The organism is Brachybacterium alimentarium (assembly GCF_002332425.1).
Taxonomy (GTDB): Bacteria; Actinomycetota; Actinomycetes; order Actinomycetales; family Dermabacteraceae; genus Brachybacterium; species Brachybacterium alimentarium.
Window position 1 is genome coordinate 334,663 of sequence record NZ_NRGS01000005.1, and the last position, 25,969, is coordinate 360,631.

Consider the following 25,969-nt stretch of genomic DNA (forward strand, 5'->3'; position numbering starts at 1 on the left):
GCGTTGACCGGGCGGCGAGGAGCGCGGCGAGTCGTCGTGCGTCGTGCGGTGCCACGCGGATCGCGGCCCGTGCTGAAGGCCGATGCGGGGGCGGAGGTGTCGATCGGGCCGACAGGTGATGCGGCAGATGGGGGCGTGCGGGATGCTGAGTCGTCGACGGGGGTGGACCGTGGTGCGGCAGGGCGCTCTGCAGAAATTGTCCTCACCTCCTTATCGATCAGCCTCACGGATGTTCGACGCGCCTCAGAGCATTCTGATGAGTGTCAAATAAGCATCTGAGTGGCGCCCTCTGATGTCTCTCGATTCTATAGCGTGGGCCTCGCGGGAACAAGACTTTGGGCTGATTTGGGGAAAGGTGTGGATAACCCGTATGTGTGGAGGAAAGGTCGCGACATGTGTGCGCGGGTGGTCGTGGCGGTCGGGTCAGCAGGCCGGGCCGACGGTGCGGGCGGCCTGATCGGGCGGCTCGCCCGGCCCGGTTCGAGGCGCTGCGGCGCGGCGCGGCCTTCGATCCGTCTACGCTGTGGCGGTCCCCGCCCCCGTACAGGAACCGGACCCCCATGAACAGCGCTGCCCGATCTCTGGACGGTGAGCGCGCGACCAGCGCTGCTCCCGTCCCTCGCCGTCCCCGTTTCGGGCTCCTGCCGCGGATCCTCGTGGCCATCGTGCTCGGAATCCTGCTCGGGCTCGTGATGCCCGAGGCCGTCGCCCGGGTCTTCACGACCTTCAACGGACTGTTCTCCGGATTCCTCGGGTTCCTCATCCCGCTGATCATCGTGGGGCTGGTGACGCCGGCGATCGGCGAGCTCGGCAGCGGTGCGGGGAAGATGCTGGCTGCGACCGCTGGGATCGCGTACCTGTCGACAGTCCTGTGCGGCATGTTCGCGCTCGGCCTGTCGCTGCTCCTGCTGCCGATGATGCTGAACGGAGAGAGCATCGGCTCGCTCGAGAACCCGGAGGATTCTGCGATCGCGGCGTACTTCGAGGTCGAGGTCCCGCCGGTGTTCGACGTGATGACGGCGCTGATCCTGTCCTTCTGCCTGGGGATCGGCCTGACCCTGGTGAAGCGAGGTGCGCTGCAGGAGTCCTTCGAGCAGCTGCGCACCATCATCGTGCGGATCATCGAGGCGATCATCATCCCGCTGCTGCCGATCTACATCTTCGGCATGTTCCTCGGGCTGACCATGAACGGTCAGATCTGGACCGTGATCGGCACCTTCCTCGCCGTGATCCTGCTGGTGTTCGCCATGACCGTGGTGGTGCTCCTGGGGCAGTACGGCGTGGCCGGCTGGGCGATGGGCCGCAATCCGTTCAAGATGCTCTGGACCATGCTCCCGGCGTACATGACGGCGCTGGGCACCAGTTCGTCGGCCGCGACGATCCCGGTGACCACGGAATGCGCGAAGCGCAACGGGATCCCCGATGCGATCGCCGACTTCGTGGTGCCGCTGTGCGCCACGATCCACCTGGCCGGGTCGACGCTGAAGATCACCACCTTCGCCGTGGCGATCATGATCGTCACCGGTATGCCGCTGAACGTGGGTGCCCTGGTGGGCTTCGTATTCATGCTGGGTGTCGTGATGATCGCGGCGCCGGGCGTGCCGGGTGGCGCGATCATGGCGGCAGCAGGCGTGCTGTCCTCGATCCTCGGGTTCGGCGAAGCCGCCGTCGGTCTCATGATCGCGGCGTACATCGCGATCGATTCCTTCGGCACCGCTACCAATGTCACCGGCGACGGAGCGATCGCCGCGGTGATGACGAAACTGTCGAAGGGGCGCGTCTCCGGCGACCTCGAGGTGGCGGGTGAGACGCAGTTGCAGGGCGTCTGAGCTCTCCCGCAGTGCCGACGATCTATGCGACACTGAACATATGAACACTTCTTCAGATGTGCGTGAGGTGATCGCATCCGGCCCGCTCGACACCCACGCACGGGTCGAACCGGCCGCGGCGATCAGCGCCGCATCCCGCCTCGCCGAGCATCTCGAGGAGGTGCGCGGCAGGCTCCCGGGGTCGTCCGCGATGGCCGACCTGGCTGATGTCTTCTCCCTGCTCGGCGACCCGTCGCGGTTGGGACTGCTGATCGCGCTGCTCGAGGAGGAGCTGTGCGTGAGCGACCTTGCACAGGTCACCCAGCACTCCGAATCCTCGGTCTCCCATGCGCTCAAGCTGCTGCGCGCGCACCGCATCGTCGCTGTGCGCCGCGCCGGCAGGAGGGCGTTCTATCGGCTCGATGACCCGCATGTGCGGCTGCTGCTGGAGCTCGCGATCTCCCACGCCGCCCACAGCGACATGCAGCACCCGGAACGGGAGCCGGAGGAGTCGAGGGAGCTGGGAGAGCAGGAGGCGTCATGACGCACGGTCATGGCTCGGTCCCGGCCGCCGGGCACGCCGGCGCTGCTCATCGCTGGCGCCTCGCCGTCGCCGTCGCGCTGATCGGTGTCTTCTTCGTCGTTGAGCTGATCGCCGGGCTGCTGTCCGGATCCCTCGCGCTCATCTCGGACGCCGGCCACATGGCGGCCGACGTCGTGACCCTGGCAGCGGCGCTCAGCGCGACGGTCCTCGCCGCCCGACCCGATCGCAGCGGCCGTCGCACCTTCGGCAACTATCGCCTGGAGGTGTTCGCCTCGCTGCTCGCGGTGCTGATCATGCTCGGCGTCGCGCTCTTCGTCGTGATCGGCGGAATCGGGCGCATCGGCAGCGCGGTCGAGATCGACACCGGGCCCATGCTCGTCGTGGGTGTGCTCGGCCTGATCGTGAACCTCATCGTGCTGCGGATGCTCCAGGGCGGGGCGGGAGAGAGCCTCAACGTCAAGGGCGCCTACCTCGAGGTCCTGGCGGACACCGTCGGCTCCGTCGGAGTGGTGGTGGCGGCGCTGCTGATCAGGTGGACGGGAGCGACCTGGATCGACACGGCGGTGGCGCTCGCCGTGGGTGCGTTCATCGCGGTGCGCGCCGTGATCTTGGCGAAGGAGGTGCTGGGCGTGCTCGGTCAGTCCGCTCCCCGCGACATCGATCCGAGCCGGGTGCAGTCCGAGCTCGAGGAGATCGACGGGGTCGCCGACGTGCACGACCTGCACCTGTGGACCCTCACTTCGGGGATGGAGGTCGCCACCGTGCATCTCGTCGTCGCCCCCGGTGTGGATCCCCACCCCGTGCTCGATGCCGCCCAGGAGCTGCTCGAATCCCGGCATGGCATCGCCCATGCCACGGTGCAGACGGAGCCGACCGATCACCACGGCTGCCTCGAGATCGGGTGGTGAGCGCCGGGTGGTGAACTCTGCCGTCCCGGGCCCGGCCCGCCCGCGTACCCTGAGGTCATGACCTCTTCTGCAGCAGATTCCGCCTCCTCGTCCGCGTCGTCGTCCGCTCCGGGCGCACCGTCCGCGGATGCGCTGACCGCTGTCGTTACGGGAGCCTCCTCGGGCATCGGCCGCGCCACCGCCGCCCGCCTGGTCGCCGACGGATGGCGGGTGCTGGCGGTCGCCCGCCGCGAGGAGAAGCTCGAGCAGCTCGCCGCCGACACCGGCTGCGAGGTGCTCGCGGTGGACGTCACCTCGGACGAGTCCGTCCAGGGGCTCGTGGCCCGCACCGAGGAGCTGTTCGGCGGCTCCCTGAACGCGGTCGTCCACGTTGCGGGAGGGGCCCTCGGCGTCGAGCACGCGGCCGACGCGGACCTCGAGAAGTGGCAGCGCATGTACGACATCAACGTGCTCGGTGCTGTCCGCGTCACCCGCGCGCTGCTGCCCGCGATCCGGGAGAGCCGGCGCGGGGACCTGCTGTTCGTCACCTCCGTCGCCGCGCAGGAGGCCTACCCGGGCGGTTCCGGGTACAACGCGGCCAAGGCCGGGGAGCACATGCTGGCCAATGCCCTGCGGCTCGAGCTGAACGGCGAGCCGATCCGGGTCATCGAGATCGCCCCTGGCATGGTGCGCACCGAGGAGTTCTCGCTCGTGCGGCTCGGGGACCAGGATGCGGCGGACAAGGTCTACGACGGTGTCGAGCGACCGCTGACCGCGGAGGACTGCGCCGACGTCATCTCGTACGCGTTGGGCGCTCCGCACCACGTGAACCTCGATCTGGTCACCGTCCGGCCGCTGGCACAGGCGGCCGCGCACCGCGTCGCCCGCCACCAAGGGGTCTGATGACGGCCGGGGGCATGGGGCTCGCAGGCGGCATGGGCAGAGGGATGCGCGGCGGCGGACCGCGGGGCCCGCAGCAGAAGCTGGAGCCTGGTCAGCGACCGGACACACGTCGCGTGCTCTCCCTGTTCGCCCCCTACCGCGGCACTCTGCTCGTGGTGCTCGCCCTCATCGCCCTCGGCGCCGCGGCCGGGGTCGTCTCCCCGTTCCTGATCCGGGAGATCGTCGACGTCGCCCTGCCGGAGCAGCGGGCGGACGTGCTCGGCTGGTCCGTCGGCGGACTGGTCGCGGTGACCGTGGTCTCCAGCGCCCTCGGCGTCAGCCAGGCGATGCTGTCGACCCGGGTGGGCCAGGCGGTCATGCACGATCTGCGCGTCTCCGTCTACGCGCACCTGCAGCGCATCGGGCTCGGATTCTTCACGCGCACCCGCACCGGCGAGATCCAGTCCCGCATCTTCTCCGACATCGGATCCATGCAGGCCGTGGTCACCTCGGTGATGACCCAGATCGTCTCCTCCGCGGCCGGCGTGCTGATGGCACTGGTGGCGATGGTCGCCCTCGACTGGCGCCTCACGCTGTTCTCCCTCGTCGCCCTGCCGCTCGCGGTGTGGATGAACCGACGGGTGGGCCGACGCCGACGCGAGATCGTGCGCATTCGCCAGGAGAAGGCCGCAGACCTCTCCGCGGGCATCCAGGAGTCGCTGTCGGTTTCGGGGATCCTCCTGGGCCTGACCATGGGGCGCTCGCAGGCCCTCACCGAGGCCTTCACCGATGACTCCCGGGGTCTCGCCGATCTCGAGGTGCGCTCGGAGATGGCCGGTCGCTGGCAGATGGCTGTCTTCACCACGCTGATGGCCCTGTTCCCGGCGCTGACGTACCTGTTGGGCGGCCACCTCCTGTTCGCCGACCCCAGCGGCAGCGGCGTCACCATCGGCACCCTGGTCGCCTTCATCGCCCTGCAGTCCGGGCTGTTCCCCCAGATCAACGGTCTGCTGCGGGTCGCCACCCAGGTCAACAGCTCGCTCGCCCTGTTCACCCGGGTCTTCGAATACCTCGACATCCCGGTGAGCATCCAGGATGCGCCCGACGCGGTCGCCCTCGACGCCGACGAGGTGCGCGGTGTGATCCGCTTCGAGGGCGTCACCTTCGCCTATCCCGGCGCCGATGCCCCTGCGCTGGACGACGTGGATCTCGTGGCGCCGGCGGGGAAGCACACAGCGCTGGTGGGGGCCACCGGCTCGGGCAAGACCAGCACCGGCTATCTCATGGCGCGGCTGTACGACCCCGACTCCGGACGGATCACCCTGGACGGCCACGATCTGCGGAAGATCACCCGCAGCTCCCTGGCGGACAGCCTCGGCGTCGTCACCCAGGAGACCTACCTGCTGCACTCCACGATCGCCGAGAACCTGCGGTTCGCACGGCCCGACGCCAGCGACGAGGAGGTGGAGCGGGCCTGCCGGATCGCGCAGATCCATGACCACGTCGTCGGCCTCCCAGAGGGCTACGCCACGGTGGTGGGGGAGCGCGGCTACCGCTTCTCCGGCGGGGAGAAGCAGCGACTCGCGCTGGCCCGCACGATCCTCCGCGACCCGCCCGTGCTCCTGCTGGACGAGGCGACCTCAGCGCTCGACGTCGCGACCGAGCGGGCGATGTCCGGCGCGCTGGACGCCGTCGCGCGGGGACGGACCACGATCTCGATCGCACACCGCCTCTCGACCGTGCGCCGCGCCGACCAGATCCTGGTCATGTCGCACGGGCAGATCGTCGAACGCGGGACCTACGACGAGCTGGTCACCCGCGGGGGAGTGTTCGCGCAGCTCGCAGCGCAGGACTCGGACCAGGAGGACGGCGCGCCGGTGCCGGAGCCTGGGACCTGACGTCGCCGGGCCTGTCGACGATCGCACCGGCGGCGTCGACGATCGCGCCGGGCCTGTCGACGATCGCACCGGCGGCGTTGACGATCGCGCCGGGCCGGTCGATGACCATGCCGGCGCTGTCGACGATGATCTCGGGCGCGTCTACGACGAAAGGCGGGGGGAGAGCACGGGGATGTCCGCCTCCCGCGGGATGTGCGCGGCTCGCCGCCGGGAGAGGATTCTCGGAGTGTTCGAGCAGACGCCTGCGAGCAGAGACCCGGCTGGAGCAGGGAATCGAGCGGGACTCGGCACGGCCTCCCGTTCGGCGGCCGGTGCCCACCACGGAGGAAGGACAGCAGGATGACGACGACGCAGCTGCACAGCCCGTCGCGCGCACGGCGCCGGGGCAAGCCGGCGGTCGGCCGCCCGTCGCTCTTCGTCCTGCTGCTGGGCTTCGCTGCGCTCGGCGTGATGGGCCTGCTCATCGCCGGTCCCAGCCTCGGGGTGCCGGTGTCGATCGGTGCGGCGGCCGGGCTGATGGGTCTGGTCGCCTTCGCCTGGGTGGTCGCGGGCCCGCGGCTCTGAGCTGCCGGACCGACCGGGCCGGCTGACCAGGCGGAGAGGGGACTCTTCGCGGGTGAGGGCGCAGCTACCGACGACGTGGGCTCGTCGGTACGGGGACGGACGTCTCGATCTCCCGAGCTGATGCCGATCGACCAGATGTCGATCGATCAGATGTCGATCTCGATCTCGCCCTCGCCGCGCGACACGCACGTGATCATCTGGTCCTCGTGCTCGTCGTCCATGAGGAACTCGTCCATGTGCTCGACCTCGCCCGAGACCAGCGGGACCACGCAGGTCCCGCACACGCCTCCTTCGCAGGAGTAGTCCATGTCGATGCCGGCGTCGAGCAGAGCCTGCAGGAGGGATTGGCCCTCCTCGACCTCGACCGTCATCCCGGACTTGAGGCACTTGGCGGTGAACGGCTCTCCGAACAGCGACATCTCGCTCCTTCTGCGTCGATCGCCCCGTGGGGCACAACCGTGGGACGTCCAGTTTCCCACGGGGGCGGCACGAGCCGGGAGTGAGGCCTGCCTCACTTCGGAGCGGCAGGTCGCGGGACGGCGCGGATCCACCAGGTCTCGGAGGACGGGTCAGTCCGCGTCCGTCGACCCCTCGGGGCCGATGGCCGGGCCGATCTCGAGCGGGAGGCTCCACATGCTGTCCTCGCCCGTCCGGGTGCCGGGCGGCGAGGGATCGAGGGCGAGCGCGGCCGGCCCGAAGGTCAGTACCAGCAGGGCGGAGGCGCCGAGCGCTGCGGCGCCGGCGGTGGCCCGACGGCCCAGGCGCGATGCGGGCTGGGGCACGATCTCGCGGCGGGACGTCGTCTCGAATGCCTCCGAGGCGCGGTCGGACGTGGAGGGCTCTGTCGGCGGGCGGTGTGCACCGCGGCGTTCGTCGTCCATGTCAGCTCCTTCTCCGGGGCCTGCCGGCTCTCTGCCGATGCCCCCATCTCAGATCCTCGACCTGTGCTCACCCTGTGCGTGCGGACCGGGTTCTCTGTGACATGGCCGCCCGGACCCCGCAACGCGTGGTCGAGCGTGCCTGCGGGGCTAGTGTCGACACGACATCCGTCATCGCCGTTCACCGATCCCTCACCAGGAGCCCGCCAGTGTCCGACTCCGCGAAGTCCGCTCTCGCCGCACTGCCCGCGCTCGCGCACCCCGACGGCAGCCCCGTCCGGGTGCTCGTGGTCGAGGACGAGCCGACCATCGCCGATCTGCTGCGGTTCCCGCTGCAGATGGTGGGCTGGGAGGTGACGCTGAGCGGCGACGGGCTGGCCGCGGTGCGACTGGCACGGGAACGGATGCCCGACGTCCTCGTCCTCGATCGGATGCTGCCGGGGATCGACGGGGTCGAGGTGCTGCGTCGGATCCGTGCGATGCAGCCCGACATCCCTGCCCTGCTGCTGACCGCCATGGACGCCCCCTCCGATCGCATCGATGGTCTCGCTGCCGGCGCCGACGACTACGTGACCAAGCCGTTCACGATCGAGGAGGTGCTGCTGCGCCTGCATCGCCTGGTCCAGCGCTCCGGCGCGGTGGCGCAGGGCAGCAACGAGCTCGTGGGCGGGGATCTGGTGATGAACCTCGACACCCACGAGGTCTCCCGCAGCGGGGAGGCCGTCGCGCTGACCGCCACCCAGTTCCAGCTGCTGCACTACCTCATGGAGAACCCGCAGAAGGTGCTGTCGAAGACGCAGATCCTCGAGGCGGTGTGGAACTACGACTTCGGCGGCCAGGCCAACATCGTCGAGCTGTACATCTCCTACCTGCGCAAGCGGATCGATCTCGGCCGCGAGCCGATGATCCATACCGTGCGCGGTGCCGGTTATGTGCTCAAGCCGGCTTTCTGAGGGGCATACGGTGAGCACCGTCCCGTCGTCGACGGAGGGCTCCGCCCCCGACGCTCTCCCCGGCCGTCGGCGAGCCGGGCTGCGGACCACGCTGGTGGCCCTACTGGTCGTGACGGTCGCCGTGGTGTGCCTGGCGCTGGGCCTGCTGACCCACGCGAGCCTCAGCAACCAGCTCGACGCGGAGCTCGATGCCCAGCTGCAGCGCGCCGCCGATCGTGCCGTCGGCCGCGAGCAGCTGCAGGACGCTGGTCCCACCGAAGCACCGGACCCGCACGGGCCGCCGTCCGGCGAGGGCCCGGACAGCGGAGAGTTCGAGCTCACCGCCCGTGGCGAGCGCAAGGGCGGGAGCGGCGGCACGCTCGACTCGGCCGTCTGGCGCGATCAGGACGGTGAGGTGCGCGAGCTCCCCGCCGCGGACCTCCGTGAGCTCGAGGGGGTGATGGCGGAGGCCGAGCGCGCTGGGGCGGCGCCGGTGTCCCTCTCCCTCGGCACGTACCGGGTGGTCGTGCGCCCGGTCGACCAGGGCGCCGTCGTCGTCACCGGGCTGCCGACCGATTCCCTGCGCTCGACGCTGCTGCGCCTGGACCTCACCCTGCTGGCCGCCGGGGCCGTCGCGCTCGCCGTGACCGGCATCGGCGGGTCACTCATCATCCGTCGCACCCTGCGCCCGCTCGAAGGCGTCGCCGATCTCGCCTCCGATGTGGCCCGCACACCGCTGGGCAGCGGGACCGTGAGCATCGACGGTCGCGTGCCCGTCGAGCACTCGACCCCGGGGACCGAGGTGGGGGACGTCGGCCGGGCTCTGAACCTCCTGCTGGACAACGTGGAGGAGGCGATCGAGGTGCGCCAGCGCAGCGAGGACGGGATGCGCCGTTTCATCGCGGACGCCTCCCACGAGCTGCGCACGCCGCTGACCGCGATCCGCGGCTACACCGAGATGCTGCGGCTGACCGAGGACCTCGGCGAGCGCGGCCAGCAGTCCGTGGACCGGCTCGAGGTGCAGTCCGCCCGGATGACCTCGCTCGTGGAGGACCTGCTGCTCCTGACCCGGCTCGACGACCGAGCTCCGCAGGTCCAGGACGAGGTGGACCTCGGCGAGATCGCCCTGGAGGCCGTGATGGACGCCCGCGCCGCCGCCCAGGACCACCCGGTGGACGTGCGCGTGCCCGACGAGCCCGTCGTGGTGCTCGGGGATCCCCGTCAGCTCAGCCAGGTCGTCGCGAACCTGCTGTCCAACGCGCGCAAGCACACCCCGGAGGGCACCGAGATCGAGGTGAAGCTGCGCTCGCAGGAGGGACGGGCGGAGCTGACGGTCCTCGATGCAGGACCCGGCATCGACCCTGCGCTGGTCCCCGAGGTGTTCTCGCGGTTCACCCGTGCCGACCGCGCCCGCTCCGGTGCCGAGGGCACGACGGGCCTGGGGCTGTCCATCGTCCGGGCGATCGCCGAGGCGCACCACGGCACCATCGACCTCAGCTCCTCGCCCGGTCGCACCGTGTTCACCGTGTCTCTTCCGCTCGCGGGCGGATGACCACGCAGCAGCCGCCGCGTACACTGGCCCGCATCGGCATCGACCCGGCCATCACCGGAGAGCCGCGGGAAGAACAGCCCGTCGCCCGCTCGCGGGCGCAGGTCCAGTAGAACCCGCCGGGACCAGCCCGTCATCGCTGAGGAACAAGGGGGCGCCCCTGCATCGGTCCGCCGGTGCGGACCAGGCGTCAACCGAGGTGGTACCGCGCCACCGGCCCTGCGCCGGAGAGCGTCCTCGGACATCGTGATGTCCCAGCCGTCGTCCCCTGTTCTTCCTCGGAGGTCCGTCCCATGGTCTACCCGGTCAGCGGAGACCCGCTCGTCCCCTCGCCGAACCTGCCCGCGCTCGAGAACGCCATCCAGGAGTTCTGGCGGACCGACGACACCTTCCGCGCCTCGATCGCCCAGCGCGAGGGCGCCGAGGAGTTCGTCTTCTACGACGGCCCTCCCTTCGCCAACGGTCTGCCCCACTACGGCCACCTGCTGACCGGTTTCGTCAAGGACGTCATCCCGCGTTTCCGCACGATGTGCGGCGACAAGGTCGATCGCCGCTTCGGCTGGGACACCCACGGCCTGCCCGCCGAGCTCGAGGCGATGCGAGAGCTCGGCATGACCGAGAAGTCCGAGATCGAGGAGATGGGCCTGCAGGCCTTCAACAACGCCGCGCGCAACTCGGTGCTGAAGTACACGAAGGAGTGGGAGGACTACGTCACCCGCCAGGCCCGCTGGGTCGACTTCGAGAACGACTACAAGACCCTCGACGTCACGTTCATGGAGTCCGTGCTGTGGGCGTTCAAGACCCTCCACGACAAGGGCCGCGCCTACGAGGGCTATTACGTGCTGCCCTACTGCTGGAAGGACCAGACACCGCTGAGCGCGCACGAGCTGCGCATGGACGACGACGTCTATCAGGAGCGCCAGGACCAGACCGTCACGGTCACCTTCCCGTTCGTGGGCGAGAAGGCTCGTGAGCTGGACCTCGAGGGTGTCAAGGCCCTCGCCTGGACCACGACACCGTGGACCCTGCCGACGAACTTCTCGCTCGCTGTGGGCCCCGAGCTCGAGTACTCGGTGGTCGCCGCCGGTCCGCTCGGCGCGGCCGACGGCACCGCCGCCGGGGAGGGCCGCTTCCTGATGGCCACGTCGCTCGTCGGCTCCTACGCCAAGGAGCTCGGCTACGAGAGCGCTGAGGACGCCGTGGCCGCGCTCGACGGGCGCAGGATCACCGGCGAGCTGCTCGAGCACGTCCAGTACGAGCCACTGTGGACCATCTACTCCGAGGACCGCGAGAAGTGGGGAACGCAGAACGCCTGGATCGTCACGGTCGCGGACTACGTCTCCACCGACGACGGCACCGGCGTCGTCCATCAGGCCACCGCCTACGGTGAGATCGACCAGCAGGTCAACGCCGAGTACGGCATCCCCGTGATCGTCTCGGTGGACGAAGGCGCCCAGTTCCTGGACTACTTCGCCGGCACGGGACTCGACGAGATCGCCGGGGTCCAGGTGTTCGAGGCGAACCGTCCGATCATCCGCAATCTCCAGCGCGCCGGCCGCCTGCTGCGCGAGGCCAGCTATGTGCACTCCTACCCGCACTGCTGGCGCTGCCGGAACCCGCTGATCTACAAGGCCGTCAGCTCCTGGTACGTGAAGGTCGCCGATCAGCGCCAGCGCATGCTCGAGCTGAACGAGCAGATCGACTGGGTCCCCGGCAACGTGAAGGACGGGCAGTTCGGGCGCTGGCTCGAGGGTGCCCGCGACTGGGCGATCTCCCGCAACCGCTACTGGGGCTCCCCGATCCCGGTGTGGAAGAGCGACGATCCGAACCATCCCCGCGTCGACGTGTACGGCTCTCTGGCCGAGCTCGAGGAGGCCTTCGGCACCCTCCCGCGCGATGAGCACGGCGAGGTCAACCTCCACCGCCCGTACATCGACGAGCTCACCCGGCCGAACCCGGACGATCCCACCGGGAGCTCGACCATGCGCCGCGTCGAGGAGGTCTTCGACGTCTGGTTCGACTCCGGCTCGATGCCCTACGCGCAGGTGCACTACCCCTTCGAGAACACCGACTGGTTCGAGAGCCACAACCCGGCGGACTTCATCGTGGAGTACATCGGTCAGACCCGCGGCTGGTTCTACGTCATGCACGTGCTCTCCACCGCGCTGTTCGATCGCCCGGCGTTCAAGTCGGTGATCTGCCACGGCATCGTGCTCGGCGAGGACGGGCAGAAGATGTCCAAGTCGCTGCGCAACTACCCCGACGTGCGCGAGATGTACGACAAGTACGGGGCGGACGCACTGCGCTGGTTCCTCATGAGCTCGCCCATCCTGCGCGGCGGCAACCTCATCGTCGACGAGCCGAAGATCCGCGACGCCACACGCCATGTGGTGCTGCCGCTGTGGAACGTCTGGTACTTCCTGGGGCTGTACGCCAACGCGGCGGGGGAGAAGGACGCACAGGGGCGGCCGACGGGCTACCGGGGTCGGACCCGCTACGAGTCCACCGACGTCATGGACACCTACCTCCTGGCACGCACCGGCGACCTGGTGCGGGACGTCAAGGACTCCATGACCGCGCTCGCGATCGCGGACGCGGCCGAGCTGATCCAGGACTACCTGGACATGCTCACCAACTGGTACGTGCGCCGCTCGCGGGACCGCTTCTGGGAGGGGGACGAGCAGGCCATCGACGTGCTCTCCACCTGCCTGGAGACGCTCTGCCAGGTGGCCGCACCGCTGCTGCCCATGGTCACCGAGGAGATCTGGAAGCAGCTGACCGGCGGCCGCTCGGTGCACCTCACCGACTGGCCCGATGCCGATCTCTTCCCCCGCGACGAGGAGCTGGTGGCCCGGATGGATGCCGTGCGCCAGATCGCCGGCGTCGGCAACTCCCTGCGCAAGAAGGAGCAGCTGCGTGCACGCCTGCCGCTCGCGGAGCTCACCGTGGTCCATCACGATCCGACCGGGCTCGAGGCCTTCTCGGCGCTCATCGCCGACGAGCTCAACGTCAAGTCCGTGCGTCTGCTGGACGTGGCGAGCCAGGAGGCCCAGGGCATGGGCGTCGAGCAGCGTCTGAGCGTGAACGCCCGTGCTGCGGGCCCGCGTCTGGGCAAGCAGGTCCAGACGGTCATCAAGGGCGCGAAGAGCGGCGACTGGTCGCTCGACGAGGCGGGCGTGGTCACCTCCGGCGGCATCGAGCTGGCAGCGGGCGAGTACTCGCTGGACCTCGTGGCGGGGGAGACGTCCGCGATGGAGGGTCGCGCCGTCGGCGTGCTGCGCGGTGGTGACTTCGTCGCGCTCGACACCCGGGTGAGTCCCGAGCTCGAGGCCGAGGGCACTGCACGCGATGTGGTGCGGGCGATCCAGTCCGCGCGTCGTGGAGCCGGGTTCGATGTCTCCGATCGCATCCGTCTCACCGTGGACGGCGACGAGCAGGTCGTCGCCGCCGTCTCGACCCACCGCGAGCTGGTCGCCGCCGAGGTGCTGGCCGTGGAGCTCGAGGTCCCGGCCGCCCCCGGCGCGGGAGCGCACAGCGCGAGCGAGAAGGTCTCCGGGGGCACCGTGACGGTGTCTGTCGCGAAGGTCTGAGCCGACCGGCCCGGCAGATCCGGGAGGAGCCGCAGGAGGGCGGGGTGTCGCAGCAGCGGTGCCCCGCCCCGCTGCGCTGCGGTCGGTGGCGCCCTGGCGGGACCTCGCCGAAGGCGCCGATCCTGGCGAGTTCACGCCGCTCCCCGCCCGACGCTCACGACCTCCGAGCGGGAGACGTAGGTGCCCTCGCCCAGGTAGGTGCCCGTCAGATCATCCTCCAGTGCGGAGAGTGTGGGATCGCCGGCGGTGGCGCGAGCCACCGAGCCCGCGTAGCCGCCTGTGGGGTCGTGACCCGGCCCCACCGAGTTGTGCTCGGATTCGAGCACCGCGATGAGATCGACATCCGCTCCTGGCGAGGGGGCGAGCGTCACCTCGTGCCGGGTGGGCGCGCTCAGGTGCGTGCCTCCGGGCTGCGCCCCGTCCAGGTCCGCTGCGGCGATCAGATCGCCGCTGAATCCTCCGGTGCCGACGGCGGCCTCATGGTTGACGTTCACCGACTGTGTGGAGGCCTGAGCCGGGATCACGGTCTGGACCGGTGAGCCGACCGAGAACGTGTGGGTGACGTTGTAGGTCCCGGTCGCCCCGGTCGGGCTGTTGAAGCTCGGATCCGCGGCGAGATGGTTCGCGATGACCCCGCCCTGGCTGTGGCCGACGATCAGGACGTTCGCCCCGGCGGGGACGTCCGCGGCGATGAGTGCGGCACGCACATCGTCCATCGCGGCCGGGTGCTGACCGGCCACCAGGCGCAGATTCGATCCCCAGTCCCGGGAGTTCCCCTGGCCCCCGTAGGCCGCGGGGACATCGGTGACCAGCGCCCCCTCGGTGGGCGGGACCTGCACGATGTACGACGGCTCCGCGCCACCCGCCGCCCGGACTTCCTGGATCCCGATCCGGCCGGACTCCAGCGACCGCCCGCGCAGCGCATCGTTGTCGGTGATGAGTTCCCGAAGATCCTGAGGGGAGCGGCTGGTGCTCACGTCGGTCTCCACCCCGAGCACGTGACCTCCTGGGCGGTCGTCCAGGAGCACGGTGTCCTCGCCGGTGGACGCTTCGTACACGCCCACGCCGGCCGACCCCGCCGTCACGGCGGCGGCTGCGCCGAGCTCGGCGTAGGTCGGGACGCGATCGCCGGTGGCCCAGTCCTGGAGGATCGCGCCGAAGTGGTCGGCATCGCGCTGGAACTGCGCGATCCCGTCGGTCCGCACACCGAGGTGGGCGAGACCGGACTCGAGCCGGTCGATCCCGTCGTCCAGGCCCCGACCGATCCTGTCGGACGCTGCCCGGGCGATGTCGGAGAAGGCGTGCTCGAGCGGCTGCTCCCACCAGTTCGGCGCCCACGGGAGATCGTCCTGGAGATAGCCGCTCGCGGAGTCCTCCACCGGGGCGTCGAGAATCGTGCTGGGCCCTCCCGCAGGCCCGACCTCGGACCCGTCCTGCTCCGAGACGATGTCCTGCTCGTCGGCCTCACCCAGGACCCGCTCCCCGGCCGCGAGCAGGTCCTCGCACAGGGACGCGAGAGATGCTGCGGCGAGCTCGCTCCAGAGTGCGCGGAAGGCGTCTGCGTCGGGTCCGGCCCACTGCGCCCCGTGGACCGAGACGCCGAGCAGGCCGCGCAGATCCTCGACCTCGCTCGAGGCGCTGCGGAGGCGCTCGCCGTGAGCGCGCGCCGCGTCGGTGTCCATCCCCCGGAAGCCGGTCATCGTCGACCCGCCCCCTGCGAGCAGACCCTCGCGAGGCTCCGGGGCGACGGCCGCTCGGAGCACGCGGCGGATCGACGGGCGGCGTGCGCCGAACCGGCTCCGAGCGGTGACATCGCAGCCCTCCTGGCGGCGTCGAGCCGGATGCACCGGCGCAGATGATGCTCGAAGGCTAGGGACGGGGGCGCGCACGGCACAGGGGCCCGCCTGCACGTGTGGAGGACCGCCCTGTGGGGAGGAAGGACACCCTCCTGCGGACCGCTGGTCCCCAGGCGCGGCTCGTACACTGATCAATGGTCCATCCGCCCCACGAACCCCAGGAGCCCCTGTGCCGAGTTCTCCTCGTCCGGGCACGTCCCGTCCGGCCATGTCGCCCGAGCTGCGAGAGGTCTATGCCGCACTGCTCGAGCGGGCGCCGGAGAACCGGATCGAACCGGACCTCTCGCGCGTCACCCGGGTCATGGAGCTCATGGGGGACCCTCAGCAGGCGTACCGGTCGATCCGGATCGCCGGCACCAACGGCAAGACCACCACCGCGCGCATTCTCGAGCGGATCCTGCGCGAGGCGGGCCTGCGCACCGGGCGCACCACCAGCCCGCACCTGCATTCCCCGGTCGAACGGATCGCGATCGACGGCGTCCCCATCGACGAGGAGGGCTTCCTCCAGGCCTATCAGGACGTCGAGCCCTTCGCGGCGATCGTCGACGCCGAGCAGGAGGCCGCCGGGGGAGTGCGGCTGACCTACTTCGAGTACCTCACCGCGATGGCCTTCCAGGCCTTCGCCTCCGCGCCGGTCGACGTCGCCGTGGTCGAGACCGGGCTCGGCGGCACCTGGGACGCGACCGGGGTCGTCGACCCCGACGTCACCGTCATCACCCCCATCTCGATGGACCACATGGACTACCTGGGGGACACGATCGCGGAGATCGCCGGCGAGAAGGCGGGCATCCTCACCGCGGAGGCCACCGCGATCCTCGCCTCCCAGCCCTTCGAGGACGCCGCCGACGTGCTGCGCGACCGGATCATGGAGCTCGGCGCGGAGGCCGCCGTCGAGGACCAGCAGATCGGCGTGCTCGCCCGCACGCCGGGCGTGGGCGGTCAGATGCTCACCCTGCAGGGCATCGCCGGCCGCTATGAGGAGGTGTTCCTCTCCCTGCTCGGCGAGCATCAGGCGAGCAACGCCCTGCTCGCGGTCGCCGCCGCCGAAGCGCTGCTCGGCAACGGGACCGCGCCGCTGGACGGCGAGCTGCTCTCCGCGGCGCTGTCGACCGTCACCTCGCCGGGGCGCGCCGAGGTGGTGCGCCAATCTCCGACGATCCTGCTCGACGCCGCGCACAACCCCGCCGGTGCCCAGAAGCTCGTCGAGACGGTGCGCGAGAACTTCCGCTTCACCCGCACCATCGGCCTGGTCGGGATCCTCCAGGAGAAGGACGCCGAGGAGATCCTCACGGTCCTCGAGCCGCTCCTGGACGAGGTCGTGATCTCCCAGTCGTCCTCGCCCCGTGCGATCCCCGCCGATGTCCTGGCCGATCTGGCGCGGGAGATCTTCGACGACGAGGATCGCGTGCTGGAGCACGGCAGCCTGCCCGATGCGATCCAGGCCGCCGTGAACCTCTCCGAGGTCGGCGGCGATCAGTTCGGCGGGATCGTGGTGGCGGGTTCGGTGACCCTCGCGGCCGAGGTGCGCGACCTGCTCGGCGTCCCGGAGGAGGACTGACCATGTCTTCGTCCATGGACCTGACACCCTCTACGCGTCCCCACGGCGCGCAGCGCATGATCTCGGCGACCACCCTCGTGGTGGAGGCCTTCGTGGTCTTCTTCGCCGTGCTCGTCGCGCATCAGCTGGCCCCGGGGGAACGCGTGACGACCTGGATCTGGGGCCTGCTCACCGTGCTCGCCCTGGTGGCGTGCTCGGGGATGCTCAAGCGCGGTGCCTGGCCCTACTGGCTGGGCATGGCCCTGCAGATCCCGACGATCCTGCTGGGCCTCCAGGTCACCGCCATGTGGCTGGTGGGAGCGGCCTTCGCCGCGCTCTTCGTCTACGGCGCGTTCAAGGGGCACCAGCTGGACCGGGAGAAGGATGCGATCGACACCCGGGTGCTGGCAGCTCGGGGAGAGGGACCTCAGAGCGAGGGCTGAGGCCCGACGCGTCCGGTCCGTTTCCGCCGCTGGCCCTGGGTACCCTGGTGCCATGACCGCACAGCGAACCCTTGTCCTGCTCAAGCCCGATGCCGTCCAGCGCGGACTGCGTGGGGAGATCATCCGTCGGCTCGAGACGAAGGGCTACGACATCGTCGCCCTGGCCCAGCGCACCGCCACGGCGGAGGAGCTGGCCGCCCACTACGCCGAGCACGAGGGCAAGCCCTTCTACCCCGGGCTGGTCGAGTACATGGGCGCCGGCCCCCTGGTCGCGATCGTTGCCGAGGGCGAGAGCGTGATCCCCGGCTTCCGTTCCCTCGCGGGTGCCACCAACCCGACCGAGGCCGCCCCCGGCACCATCCGCGGCGACCTGGCCCGCGAGTGGGACCTCCCCGTGATCCAGAACCTCGTGCACGGCTCCGACTCCGAGGAGTCCGCAGCCCGCGAGATCAGCATCTGGTTCCCCGAACTGGGCTGATCACACCCCGTACGGCCAGCACGACCACGTGAGACGCGCCGCACCGTCAGATTGTGCACATCGGACGGTGCGGCGTGCACAATATGGTCATGGAACTTCCCGTCGTCACCATCGTCTTCCTGGGCCTCGCCGTCCTGGTCGCGATCGGGATCCTCGCTGCGGTCGCGGCTCCGCACCTGCGTGAGCGGGATCGGGCGGGGCAGGACGACGGTGCGCAGCGCGATCCGAGGCACACTTCTCGCACTCGCCGCTGACCCTTCGTGCCCCGCACGGAGGATTGTCCTCCGGAGCGCTGGGGCCGACGGTCCTCCACAGCGCGTGCGCCTCCGCAGCGCCGGCTCCTCCAGATCGCCTCCTGACAGGCGGGCACCTCCCATGAGCGGCCTACACTGGCCGTTGGCCGCGCCGCATCGTCGGCTTCCCCGACCCCGGAGGTGACCCGTGGATCCCAATGACATCCTTGCCCTGATCGCTGGTGGCGGCGGCAGCATCCTCGTCATCGGTGCGGGGGCCTGGGCCTTCGTCCGCAGTCGCGGAAAGCGGAAGGACTCCGGAGACACGACGGGACGCCGAGGTGAGAGCACCAGCAGCACGTCCGCTCCCACCGGCTCGACGGCGCAGAGCACGACCGCCGCCAAGGAACGACCGGCCGCCCCCAGCTGGGCCGACACCCTCTCCGCACCCACGGCGAAGCCCGAGCGAAGCGAGCAGGCCCCCACGACAGAGCCCGAACGGTCCGTGCAGGCGCCCACGACGGAGCCCGAGCAGGGCGCCGAGGCTGCCGCCGAGACCACCGTGGCCGACGAGACCGCCACGGAACCCGGCACCGCGGATCCCGTCGGGCCCGCAGCGCCGGCCGATGATGCGGGGACCGCTCAGCCGGCAGCGCCTGCTCCGTCCGACGACTCGACCGCCTCCGCCGACGCTGCGGCGACCGTCGAGCCCGCGGTGCCTGCTGAGGCCGAAGAATCGGTCGACGTCACCGACGAGGCGACCCTCGCCGGCGCGCCCGTCCTGGACACCCCCGAAGCTCCTGCGGACCGCATGGTGCGCCTGCGGGACCGTCTCGCCCGTTCCGGGGCGATCGGTCGCGGCATCCTCGGCCTGCTCACCCGCGGCAGCGTGGACGAAGACACCTGGGACGAGATCGAGGAGACCCTGCTCCTGGCGGACCTCGGCCCCGACGCCACCGACGAGCTGTTGGACAGCCTGCGCCGACGCATCCAGGTGCTCGGCACGGACGATCCCGCCGCCGTGCGCGAGGTGCTGCGCGAGGAGCTCATCGCTCTGATCGACCCCGGGCTGGACCGCCGCCTCGCCGCCAGCCGCCGCGACGCCGCCGACGGCACCGAGCTGCCCTCCGTGCTGCTCATGGTCGGCGTCAACGGCACCGGCAAGACCACCACCGTGGGCAAACTCGCACGCGTGCTCGTCGCCGCCGAGCGCAGCGTCGTCCTCGGTGCCGCCGACACCTTCCGCGCCGCCGCCGCCGACCAGCTCGAGACCTGGGGGTCCCGCGTGGGTGTCGAGACGGTGCGCGCGGACCGCGACGGCGCGGATCCCGCCGCAGTGGCCTTCGACGCCGTGAAGGAGGGCATCGCGCAGGGGAGCGACGTGGTCATCATCGACACCGCCGGCCGTCTGCAGAACAAGAAGGGTCTGATGGACGAGCTCGGCAAGGTGCGCCGGGTGGCGGAGAAGGGCCTGCATGGCGACACTGTGGCCGAGGTGCTCCTGGTCATCGACGCCACGACCGGCCAGAACGGCCTGCAGCAGGCCCGGGTGTTCTCCGAGGCCGTGCAGATCACCGGCATCGTGCTCACCAAGCTCGACGGCACCGCGAAGGGCGGCATCGTCGTGAAGGTCCAGCGCGAGCTGGGCGTGCCGGTCAAGATGGTGGGTCTCGGCGAGGGCATGGACGACCTCACCCCGTTCGACCCCCACGGCTTCGTGGATGCGCTCCTGGGCGACTGAGGCCGCGCTGCGCGGCGCGGTCGTCGGGCCGTCGCGTGATCGCCCCCGTCCCCATGTCGGGGACGGGGGCGCGCTGCGTCCGGGGCAGATGCGGCCGGAGGGGGTCGTCGCCCGAGGGCGGTCGTCGTCCTCGAGGGGCTCTCGCCTCGAGGACGTCCGTCGACCGGGACGGCGGGTCACGGAATGATCACGGCACCTCTCCGCCCTAGGCGCACGGGCAGGATCCCCGCACGATGTGAGCGCGACCCACCGGGCCGCGCGGACCTCGGATCACTGAGGCGATCCGGGGCCGGCCCCACTCCTGTTCGGAGACACCATGGAGCCCTTCACCCTCGACACTGGGGCGACCGCCTGGATCCTCGTGAGCGCCGCACTCGTGCTGCTCATGACCCCCGGACTCTCGCTCTTCTACGGCGGGATGGTGCGCGCCCGCACCGTCCTGAACATGATGCTGATGTCCTTCACGGCCATGGCCGTGGTCGCCATCGCCTGGACGATCGGCGGATACTCGATCGCCTTCGGAACGGACGTCGGCGGCGTGCTCGGGAACCCTCTGGAACACATCGGGCTGGCAGGCACCGATGAGCAGTCCCTCCTCGCCGAGTCCGGCGTGCCCTTCCTCGTCGCCGCCGGATTCCAGATGACCTTCGCGATCATCTCCACCGCCCTGATCTCCGGGGCCATCGCCGACCGCGTCAAGCTCGGCACCTGGATGGTCTTCGCCGCGGTGTGGGTGCTCGTGGTCTACGCGCCGCTCGCGCACATGGTCTGGGGCGGAGGACTGCTCGGCGCCGACGGACCCTTCGCGGCGCTGGCCGAGCCGGTGGACTTCGCCGGCGGCACCGTGGTGCACATCAACGCCGGCGTCGCCGGGCTCGTCCTGGCGCTCGTGGTGGGCGCTCGCAAGGGCTTCGGCACGGACCCGATGAAGCCGCACAACCTGCCGCTGGTCATGCTCGGTGCGGCTCTGCTGTGGTTCGGCTGGTTCGGGTTCAATGCCGGGTCGGCCGGCACGGCGGATGCCACCGCGGGGCTCGCCTGGGTGAACACCACCGTCGCGACGGCCGCCGCGATGCTCGGCTGGGCGCTCGTGGAGCGACTGCGAGATCGGCATGTCACCAGCCTCGGCGCCGCCTCCGGCGTGGTCGCCGGCCTGGTCGCGATCACCCCCGCCGCCGCGGCGCTGACCCCGATCACCTCGATCGTGCTGGGTCTGATCGCCGGAGCGTGCTGCGCCCTCGCCGTGGGCCTGAAGCACCGGTTCGGGTTCGACGACTCCCTCGACGTCGTCGGAGTCCACCTCGTCGGCGGGCTCGTCGGCACCATCCTCATCGGCGTGCTGGCCGCGGACGGCGGCCTGCTGTTCGGGGGCGGCGTGAGCCTGCTGGTGGTGCAGGTGCTCGTGGCTGTGTCCGCGATCATCGTCTCCGGGGTGCTCACGACGGTGATCGCCCTGGCCCTGAAGTACACGATGGGGTGGAGGGTGAGCGAGTCCGACGAACGTGCCGGCATCGATATCGCCCATCACGCCGAGTCCGGATACGATCTCGCCGGTGCCCTCGCCTCTCGGCGGGAACGTCCGACACCCCTCGGCGCCGGTTCCTTCCCGGTCTCCCCGGCCGGCGGATCGACGTCGGAGCCCCGGAATCCGGCGCCGGGCGCAGAAGAGCCCGCCGCCCCGACCGATCCCACGGCCGAGGACGTCCGCACCGTCACCACAGGAGAGCCCCGATGAAGCTCGTCACCGCGATCATCCAGCCGCACGCCCTGCGGGCCGTCACCGATGCGCTGCGAGAGTACGGGGTCAGCGGACTGACCATCACCGAGGTCGCCGGGTACGGGCGCCAGGGCGGCCACACCGAGGTGTACCGCGGCGCGGAGTACACCATCGACACCATCCCGAAGATCAAGGTCGAGGTGCTCGCGGAGGATGCCGACGAATCCGCGATCATCGACCTGGTCATCGCCGCCTCGCGCAGCGGGCGGATCGGTGACGGCAAGGTCTGGACCACCGAGGTCCACGACGTCGTCCGTGTCCGCACCGGCGAACGGGACGCGGATGCCCTCTGAGGGCCTCTCTGCACGACGGATCACGCAGGTGCTCCAGGAGGGCTTCGCGGACTCTTCCGCCGGCCCCCGCCGCAGGCTCGAGCAGGCCGCCCTCGTGGACGGCTGGCTGACCGAGCTCTGGGCAGGGGCCGGCGGGCCGGCCTCCGGGGCCGCGCTCGGCGCCATCGGATCGCTGGGACGCCGGGACCTGGGGCCGGCCAGCGACCTCGACCTGGTCCTGCTGATCGACCCCGACCGTCTCGACCAGGCGGAGACCAACCGGCTCGCGAACGCCCTGTGGTACCCGATCTGGGATTCGGGGACGTCGCTGGACCATGCCGTGAGGAGCCCCGAGGAATGCGACCAGGTTGCCCGCGACGACCTGCGAGCGGCGATCTCCCTGCTTGACCTGCGCGTCATCGCGGGCGACTCCGACCTCGTCGAGGACACCGCGCACCGGGTGCGCATGCGCTGGCGCCGGGAGGCCCGCAGGCGGGTCTCGGACCTGGTCGACCTGGCCATGGACCGGGGTGACCGCTACGGGTCGCTCGCCCACTCCTCCGAGCCGAACCTCAAGTCCGACCGCGGCGGGCTGCGGGATGTGACGGTCATCCGTGCCCTTGCCGAGAGCTGGCTGGCCGACCACGATCACGAGGTGGTCGATGCGGCCGCCCGGACGCTCGGCGATGCTCGCGACGCCCTGCAGGCCGTCACCGGCACAGCCGGCACCCGACTGGGCCGGGCCGATCAGGACTCGGTCGCGGCGCTGACCGGTCACGCCACCGCCGACGACCATCACGCCGTGCTCGCCGAGGCCGCACGCGCCGTGTCCTGGGAGCTGCACCGCACGGTCCGCGCCGCCGAGGCCGCTCTCGCCCCCGGCGGGAGCGCCACTCGAGGCACCGGCAGCGACCGCCGGCCGGCGCTGACCCGCCTGCCCCACGGCGTCCTGGTCCAGGCCGGAGAGGTTTCGGTGGACCCGTCCACGCGGGACCTGCTGCGCGACCTGGCGGCCGTCCGCCACGCCGCGACCACGGGACTCCCGCTCGCGGACGCCACGCTCGCCCGGATGGCCGACGCGGACACCGCACCGCTGGTCCCCGCTCAGCGGGACGTGCTCGTGGACTCCCTGGCGGGGGAGCACTTCGCGCAGGTCTACGAGGCGCTCGACGTGAAGGGAATCTTCGCCCGCTGGGTCCCAGGATGGGCCGAGGTGCGCAACCGCCCCCAGCGCTCCGCCGTGCACCGCTTCACCGTGGACCGCCACCTGGTGGAGACCGTCCTGGAGTCGCAGAGGTTCCTGGCACGGGTGGGCAGGCCCGACCTGCTGCTGGTCGCCGCCCTGCTCCACGACCTCGGCAAGCGCTCGGGTGCGCGCGATCACGCCGCCGAGGGGGCACCGCTCGCCGAAACCGCGGCCCGTCATCTGGGCTTCGACAAAGCGGATTCACGCGCGATCGCCCTGCTGGTGCGGGAGCACCTGACGCTCATCCGCCTGGCGACCGGACGCGACCTCGCCGATCCCGCCACCCTGCGCGATCTGCTCGACGCGATCGACCACGACCCCGAGGTGCTCGAGCTGCTGAGAGCGCTCACCGAGGCTGACGCGGTGGCGGCCGGACCCGCGGCCTGGTCCACCTGGCGGGCGGATCTCGTCGACCACCTCACCGATCTGGCCCGGGATGCCCTCAGCGGCACCGCCCCCGCTCCGCGCATCGTGCTCTCGCCGCAGCGCTCCGTGCAGGATGCGGTCCGGACCGCCGTGCAGCGCACCGGGAGCGCGCAGGTCGTCTATCCCGCGCACACCGAGGACGAACCGATCTCGCAGATCTGCGTCGGCGCCCCCGACGGCGACGGCGTCTTCGCCGCCATGGCGCGTGTGCTGGTGCGTCTGCGACTGGACGTGCACAGTGCCGTGGTGGGCACCCAGGACGGGGTCGCCGTGAACACCTGGTGGGTCGCCGCGGCCCCGGCGGATCTGCCGCACCCCTCGGTGCTGCGCAGCGCGCTGGACCGCGAGCTCGCCGTCCGCGACCGTCCCGACGCCCGCGTGCTCGAGCTGCCCCCGGCCCCGCCGCCCCGCACCACCGAGGACACCCCGGTGGTGACGCTGCTGCCCGGCGCCTCCCGCGAGGCGACCGTGGTCCAGGTCAACGCCCGCAACCGTCCCAGTCTGCTGGCCGACGTCGCCGAGGTGATCACCGTGCACCGCCTGCAGGTGCGCAGCGCGCATGTGCTGACCCTGGGCCGCCGCGCGGTGGACGTCCTCTACCTCACCGATCAGCACGGGCGCGGCCTGGACCCGCCGACCGTCGGCCGGATCGTGACCGCGCTGATGGACGCCGCAGCCACCTGAGCCGGGCCGCCCTACGTGCCCTTCGCCTCGGCGACGGCGCCCCGGTGTGCTCGGATCAGGGAGCGGCCACTACACTGAGGCGGTCCGTCCGACCAAGGGGAAGCGCTTCGTGTTCAACAACCTCTCCGATCGCATCACAGCGTCGCTGAAGGGTCTGCGCGGCCAAGGCCGCCTGACCGAAGCGGACGTCGACAAGACGATCCGCGAGATCCGTCGTGCCCTGCTCGACGCCGACGTCGCCGTCTCCGTGGTGCGCGAGTTCACCGGGAGGGTGCGCGAGCGCGCACTGGGCGAAGAGGTCTCCAAGGCGCTCAATCCCGCCCAGCAGGTCGTCAAGATCGTCAACGACGAGCTGGTGGAGGTGCTCGGCGGCGCGACCGGCGAGCTGCACTGGGCGAAGAACCCGCCCACGGTGATCATGCTGGCCGGCCTCCAGGGCGCTGGCAAGACGACACTCGCCGGCAAGCTCGCGAAGTGGATGAAGTCCGAGGGCCACACGCCGCTGCTCGTCGCCGCCGACCTCCAGCGGCCCAACGCGGTCAACCAGCTGCAGATCGTCGGGGACCGCGCCGGGGTGCCGGTGTTCGCGCCCGAGCCCGGCAACGGCGTGGGCGACCCCGTGCTGGTGGCGATGAACGGCGTCTCCACGGCGCAGTTCCAGCAGCACGACGTGGTCATCGTCGATACGGCCGGTCGCCTGGGCATCGACGAGGACATGATGCAGCAGGCGCGGGACATCCGCGACGCCGTCGACCCTCACGAGACCCTGTTCGTCGTCGACGCGATGATCGGCCAGGACGCCGCCCGTGTGGCCGAGGCCTTCCGCGACGGCGTGGGCTTCACCGGCGTGGTGCTGTCCAAGCTCGACGGCGATGCCCGGGGCGGTGCCGCCCTGTCGATCACCGGTGTCACCCAGCGCCCGATCCTCTTCGCCTCCACCGGTGAGAGCCTCGACGAGTTCGAACGCTTCCACCCGGATCGCATGGCCAACCGCATCCTCGACATGGGCGACGTGCTCTCCCTGATCGAGCAGGCCGAGAAGGCCTTCGATCAGAAGGAAGCCGAGAAGGCCGCGAAGAAGATCGCCTCGGGCGAAGACTTCACGCTCGACGACTTCCTCAGCCAGATGCAGCAGCTCAAGAACATGGGCAACATCAAGAAGATGCTCGGGATGTTGCCGAACATGGGCCAGCACCGCGACGCGCTGGAGAACTTCGACGAGTCCGAGATCGGGCGCATCGAGGCGATCATCCGCTCGATGACCCCCGAGGAGCGCAACAACCCCAAGGTCATCAACGGTTCGCGTCGCAGCCGCATCGCCCGCGGCTCCGGCACGACCGTCCAGCAGATCAATCAGCTGCTCGAGCGCTTCAAGCAGGCCCAGCAGATGATGCGCACGATGGGCAAGGGCATGGCCGGCGGCGGCATGCCCGCCATGCCCGGCGGGCCCGGGATGGGCATGGGCAAGAAGTCGCGGGGCCGGCAGGCCCCCCAGAAGGGCAAGAAGAAGACCTCGAAGTCGAAGAACCCGGCCAAGGCCGCGCGCGAGCAGGCGGAGCTGGATCGGAAGGCCGCAGCGGGCGAGTCGACCGGAGGCTCCGCGTTCGGCGGCGGAGCGACGCAGTCCGGCACGCCGGACCTGTCGGACTTCGATCCCAATCAGCTGCCGCCGGAGATGCAGAAGCTGTTCGGCGGGAAGTGAGGCCGGCGCGGGCGGCCGCGCCGGCGTGGGTACGCTCGGGCC

General features: G+C 70.8%; 21 protein-coding genes. 18 read left to right on the forward strand and 3 right to left on the reverse strand.

What is annotated here, in order from left to right; all coding sequences use genetic code 11:
* Positions 1 to 560: 560 nt before the first annotated feature.
* From CIK71_RS04765 to CIK71_RS04790, 6 genes are all read left to right on the forward strand, one after another.
* Positions 561 to 1,829, forward strand: coding sequence for a dicarboxylate/amino acid:cation symporter (locus CIK71_RS04765; protein WP_096164011.1), 1,269 nt, complete (start codon positions 561 to 563; stop codon positions 1,827 to 1,829).
* Positions 1,830 to 1,869: 40 nt separating this feature from the next.
* The gene (locus tag CIK71_RS04770; protein ID WP_096164012.1) at positions 1,870 to 2,352 is read left to right on the forward strand and encodes an ArsR/SmtB family transcription factor; all 483 of its coding nucleotides are present in this window, start codon (positions 1,870 to 1,872) and stop codon (positions 2,350 to 2,352) included.
* A complete protein-coding gene (locus CIK71_RS04775; RefSeq protein WP_096164013.1) occupies positions 2,349 to 3,260 on the forward strand; it encodes a cation diffusion facilitator family transporter in 912 nt (303 codons plus the stop codon). Before CIK71_RS04770 ends, CIK71_RS04775 begins: the two co-directional genes overlap by 4 nt.
* 57 nt (positions 3,261 to 3,317) lie before the next feature.
* Positions 3,318 to 4,142 carry an SDR family oxidoreductase gene (locus tag CIK71_RS04780; protein WP_096164014.1) on the forward strand — a complete coding sequence of 275 codons (825 nt, stop codon included), beginning with the start codon at positions 3,318 to 3,320 and terminating at the stop codon, positions 4,140 to 4,142.
* The gene (locus tag CIK71_RS04785; protein WP_176485544.1) at positions 4,142 to 6,019 is read left to right on the forward strand and encodes an ABC transporter ATP-binding protein; all 1,878 of its coding nucleotides are present in this window, start codon (positions 4,142 to 4,144) and stop codon (positions 6,017 to 6,019) included. The genes CIK71_RS04780 and CIK71_RS04785 overlap by 1 nt, the downstream gene beginning before the upstream one ends.
* 339 nt (positions 6,020 to 6,358) lie before the next feature.
* On the forward strand, positions 6,359 to 6,583 hold the full coding sequence (locus CIK71_RS04790; RefSeq protein ID WP_096164016.1) for a hypothetical protein: 225 nt from the start codon (positions 6,359 to 6,361) through the stop codon (positions 6,581 to 6,583).
* A gap of 146 nt (positions 6,584 to 6,729) precedes the next feature.
* Here the strand turns inward: CIK71_RS04790 and CIK71_RS04795 are convergent, their stop codons facing one another.
* Both CIK71_RS04795 and CIK71_RS04800 read right to left on the reverse strand, forming a co-directional pair.
* Positions 6,730 to 7,002 (reverse strand): 2Fe-2S iron-sulfur cluster-binding protein, encoded by a 273-nt coding sequence (locus CIK71_RS04795; RefSeq protein WP_096164017.1) that lies wholly within the window; start codon positions 7,000 to 7,002, stop codon positions 6,730 to 6,732.
* 150 nt (positions 7,003 to 7,152) lie between these two features.
* Positions 7,153 to 7,464, reverse strand: a complete 312-nt coding sequence (locus tag CIK71_RS04800; protein ID WP_096164018.1) for a hypothetical protein — start codon at positions 7,462 to 7,464, stop codon at positions 7,153 to 7,155.
* A gap of 206 nt (positions 7,465 to 7,670) precedes the next feature.
* On the opposite strand from CIK71_RS04800, the gene CIK71_RS04805 reads away from it, so the two are divergent.
* The 3 genes from CIK71_RS04805 to ileS all read left to right on the forward strand — a co-directional run bounded on the left by CIK71_RS04805 (position 7,671) and on the right by ileS (position 13,532).
* Positions 7,671 to 8,414: a response regulator transcription factor gene (locus tag CIK71_RS04805; RefSeq protein ID WP_241964185.1), complete on the forward strand. Its 744-nt coding sequence runs from the start codon at positions 7,671 to 7,673 to the stop codon at positions 8,412 to 8,414.
* Positions 8,415 to 8,424: 10 nt separating this feature from the next.
* Positions 8,425 to 9,945, forward strand: a complete 1,521-nt coding sequence (locus CIK71_RS04810) for a sensor histidine kinase (protein ID WP_096164020.1) — start codon at positions 8,425 to 8,427, stop codon at positions 9,943 to 9,945.
* A 290-nt stretch (positions 9,946 to 10,235) separates the two neighbouring features.
* Positions 10,236 to 13,532: an isoleucine--tRNA ligase gene (ileS, locus tag CIK71_RS04815; protein WP_096164021.1), complete on the forward strand. Its 3,297-nt coding sequence runs from the start codon at positions 10,236 to 10,238 to the stop codon at positions 13,530 to 13,532.
* Between the two features lie 131 nt (positions 13,533 to 13,663).
* Here the strand turns inward: ileS and CIK71_RS04820 are convergent, their stop codons facing one another.
* Positions 13,664 to 15,232, reverse strand: a complete 1,569-nt coding sequence (locus CIK71_RS04820) for a WXG100 family type VII secretion target (protein WP_096164244.1) — start codon at positions 15,230 to 15,232, stop codon at positions 13,664 to 13,666.
* A 364-nt stretch (positions 15,233 to 15,596) separates the two neighbouring features.
* On the opposite strand from CIK71_RS04820, the gene CIK71_RS04825 reads away from it, so the two are divergent.
* The 9 genes from CIK71_RS04825 to ffh all read left to right on the forward strand — a co-directional run bounded on the left by CIK71_RS04825 (position 15,597) and on the right by ffh (position 25,927).
* Complete coding sequence (locus CIK71_RS04825; RefSeq protein ID WP_176485545.1) at positions 15,597 to 16,946, forward strand: bifunctional folylpolyglutamate synthase/dihydrofolate synthase; 1,350 nt, start codon at positions 15,597 to 15,599, stop codon at positions 16,944 to 16,946.
* A 2-nt stretch (positions 16,947 to 16,948) separates the two neighbouring features.
* On the forward strand, positions 16,949 to 17,368 hold the full coding sequence (locus CIK71_RS04830; RefSeq protein WP_245857292.1) for a DUF4233 domain-containing protein: 420 nt from the start codon (positions 16,949 to 16,951) through the stop codon (positions 17,366 to 17,368).
* A gap of 52 nt (positions 17,369 to 17,420) precedes the next feature.
* Positions 17,421 to 17,846: a nucleoside-diphosphate kinase gene (ndk, locus tag CIK71_RS04835; protein WP_096164023.1), complete on the forward strand. Its 426-nt coding sequence runs from the start codon at positions 17,421 to 17,423 to the stop codon at positions 17,844 to 17,846.
* 89 nt (positions 17,847 to 17,935) lie between these two features.
* Positions 17,936 to 18,100, forward strand: a complete 165-nt coding sequence (locus tag CIK71_RS17655; RefSeq protein WP_176485546.1) for a hypothetical protein — start codon at positions 17,936 to 17,938, stop codon at positions 18,098 to 18,100.
* 187 nt (positions 18,101 to 18,287) lie between these two features.
* Positions 18,288 to 19,820, forward strand: a complete 1,533-nt coding sequence (gene ftsY / locus CIK71_RS04840; protein WP_096164024.1) for a signal recognition particle-docking protein FtsY — start codon at positions 18,288 to 18,290, stop codon at positions 19,818 to 19,820.
* Between the two features lie 316 nt (positions 19,821 to 20,136).
* On the forward strand, positions 20,137 to 21,555 hold the full coding sequence (locus CIK71_RS04845) for an ammonium transporter (RefSeq protein WP_096164025.1): 1,419 nt from the start codon (positions 20,137 to 20,139) through the stop codon (positions 21,553 to 21,555).
* A complete protein-coding gene (locus CIK71_RS04850; protein ID WP_096164026.1) occupies positions 21,552 to 21,890 on the forward strand; it encodes a P-II family nitrogen regulator in 339 nt (112 codons plus the stop codon). Before CIK71_RS04845 ends, CIK71_RS04850 begins: the two co-directional genes overlap by 4 nt.
* Entirely contained in the window at positions 21,880 to 24,225 is a 2,346-nt protein-coding gene (locus tag CIK71_RS04855; protein WP_096164246.1) for a [protein-PII] uridylyltransferase family protein, read from the forward strand. Before CIK71_RS04850 ends, CIK71_RS04855 begins: the two co-directional genes overlap by 11 nt.
* A 109-nt stretch (positions 24,226 to 24,334) precedes the next feature.
* A complete protein-coding gene (ffh, locus tag CIK71_RS04860) occupies positions 24,335 to 25,927 on the forward strand; it encodes a signal recognition particle protein (protein ID WP_096164247.1) in 1,593 nt (530 codons plus the stop codon).
* The last annotated feature ends 42 nt before the right edge of the window (positions 25,928 to 25,969 follow it).

What these genes read in the sequence shown, in the direction of transcription:
- CIK71_RS04820 (WP_096164244.1), bottom strand. Translation starts at nt 15,232, where the DNA reads ATGACCGGCTTCCGGGGGATGGACACCGACGCGGCGCGCGCTCACGGC.
- CIK71_RS04765 (WP_096164011.1), top strand. Translation starts at nt 561, where the DNA reads ATGAACAGCGCTGCCCGATCTCTGGACGGTGAGCGCGCGACCAGCGCT.
- CIK71_RS17655 (WP_176485546.1), top strand. Translation starts at nt 17,936, where the DNA reads ATGGAACTTCCCGTCGTCACCATCGTCTTCCTGGGCCTCGCCGTCCTG.
- CIK71_RS04790 (WP_096164016.1), top strand. Translation starts at nt 6,359, where the DNA reads ATGACGACGACGCAGCTGCACAGCCCGTCGCGCGCACGGCGCCGGGGC.
- CIK71_RS04845 (WP_096164025.1), top strand. Translation starts at nt 20,137, where the DNA reads ATGGAGCCCTTCACCCTCGACACTGGGGCGACCGCCTGGATCCTCGTG.
- ileS (WP_096164021.1), top strand. Translation starts at nt 10,236, where the DNA reads ATGGTCTACCCGGTCAGCGGAGACCCGCTCGTCCCCTCGCCGAACCTG.
- CIK71_RS04830 (WP_245857292.1), top strand. Translation starts at nt 16,949, where the DNA reads ATGTCTTCGTCCATGGACCTGACACCCTCTACGCGTCCCCACGGCGCG.
- CIK71_RS04795 (WP_096164017.1), bottom strand. Translation starts at nt 7,002, where the DNA reads ATGTCGCTGTTCGGAGAGCCGTTCACCGCCAAGTGCCTCAAGTCCGGG.
- CIK71_RS04785 (WP_176485544.1), top strand. Translation starts at nt 4,142, where the DNA reads ATGACGGCCGGGGGCATGGGGCTCGCAGGCGGCATGGGCAGAGGGATG.
- ndk (WP_096164023.1), top strand. Translation starts at nt 17,421, where the DNA reads ATGACCGCACAGCGAACCCTTGTCCTGCTCAAGCCCGATGCCGTCCAG.
- CIK71_RS04850 (WP_096164026.1), top strand. Translation starts at nt 21,552, where the DNA reads ATGAAGCTCGTCACCGCGATCATCCAGCCGCACGCCCTGCGGGCCGTC.
- CIK71_RS04775 (WP_096164013.1), top strand. Translation starts at nt 2,349, where the DNA reads ATGACGCACGGTCATGGCTCGGTCCCGGCCGCCGGGCACGCCGGCGCT.
- CIK71_RS04855 (WP_096164246.1), top strand. Translation starts at nt 21,880, where the DNA reads ATGCCCTCTGAGGGCCTCTCTGCACGACGGATCACGCAGGTGCTCCAG.
- CIK71_RS04780 (WP_096164014.1), top strand. Translation starts at nt 3,318, where the DNA reads ATGACCTCTTCTGCAGCAGATTCCGCCTCCTCGTCCGCGTCGTCGTCC.
- CIK71_RS04800 (WP_096164018.1), bottom strand. Translation starts at nt 7,464, where the DNA reads ATGGACGACGAACGCCGCGGTGCACACCGCCCGCCGACAGAGCCCTCC.
- CIK71_RS04825 (WP_176485545.1), top strand. Translation starts at nt 15,597, where the DNA reads ATGTCGCCCGAGCTGCGAGAGGTCTATGCCGCACTGCTCGAGCGGGCG.
- CIK71_RS04770 (WP_096164012.1), top strand. Translation starts at nt 1,870, where the DNA reads ATGAACACTTCTTCAGATGTGCGTGAGGTGATCGCATCCGGCCCGCTC.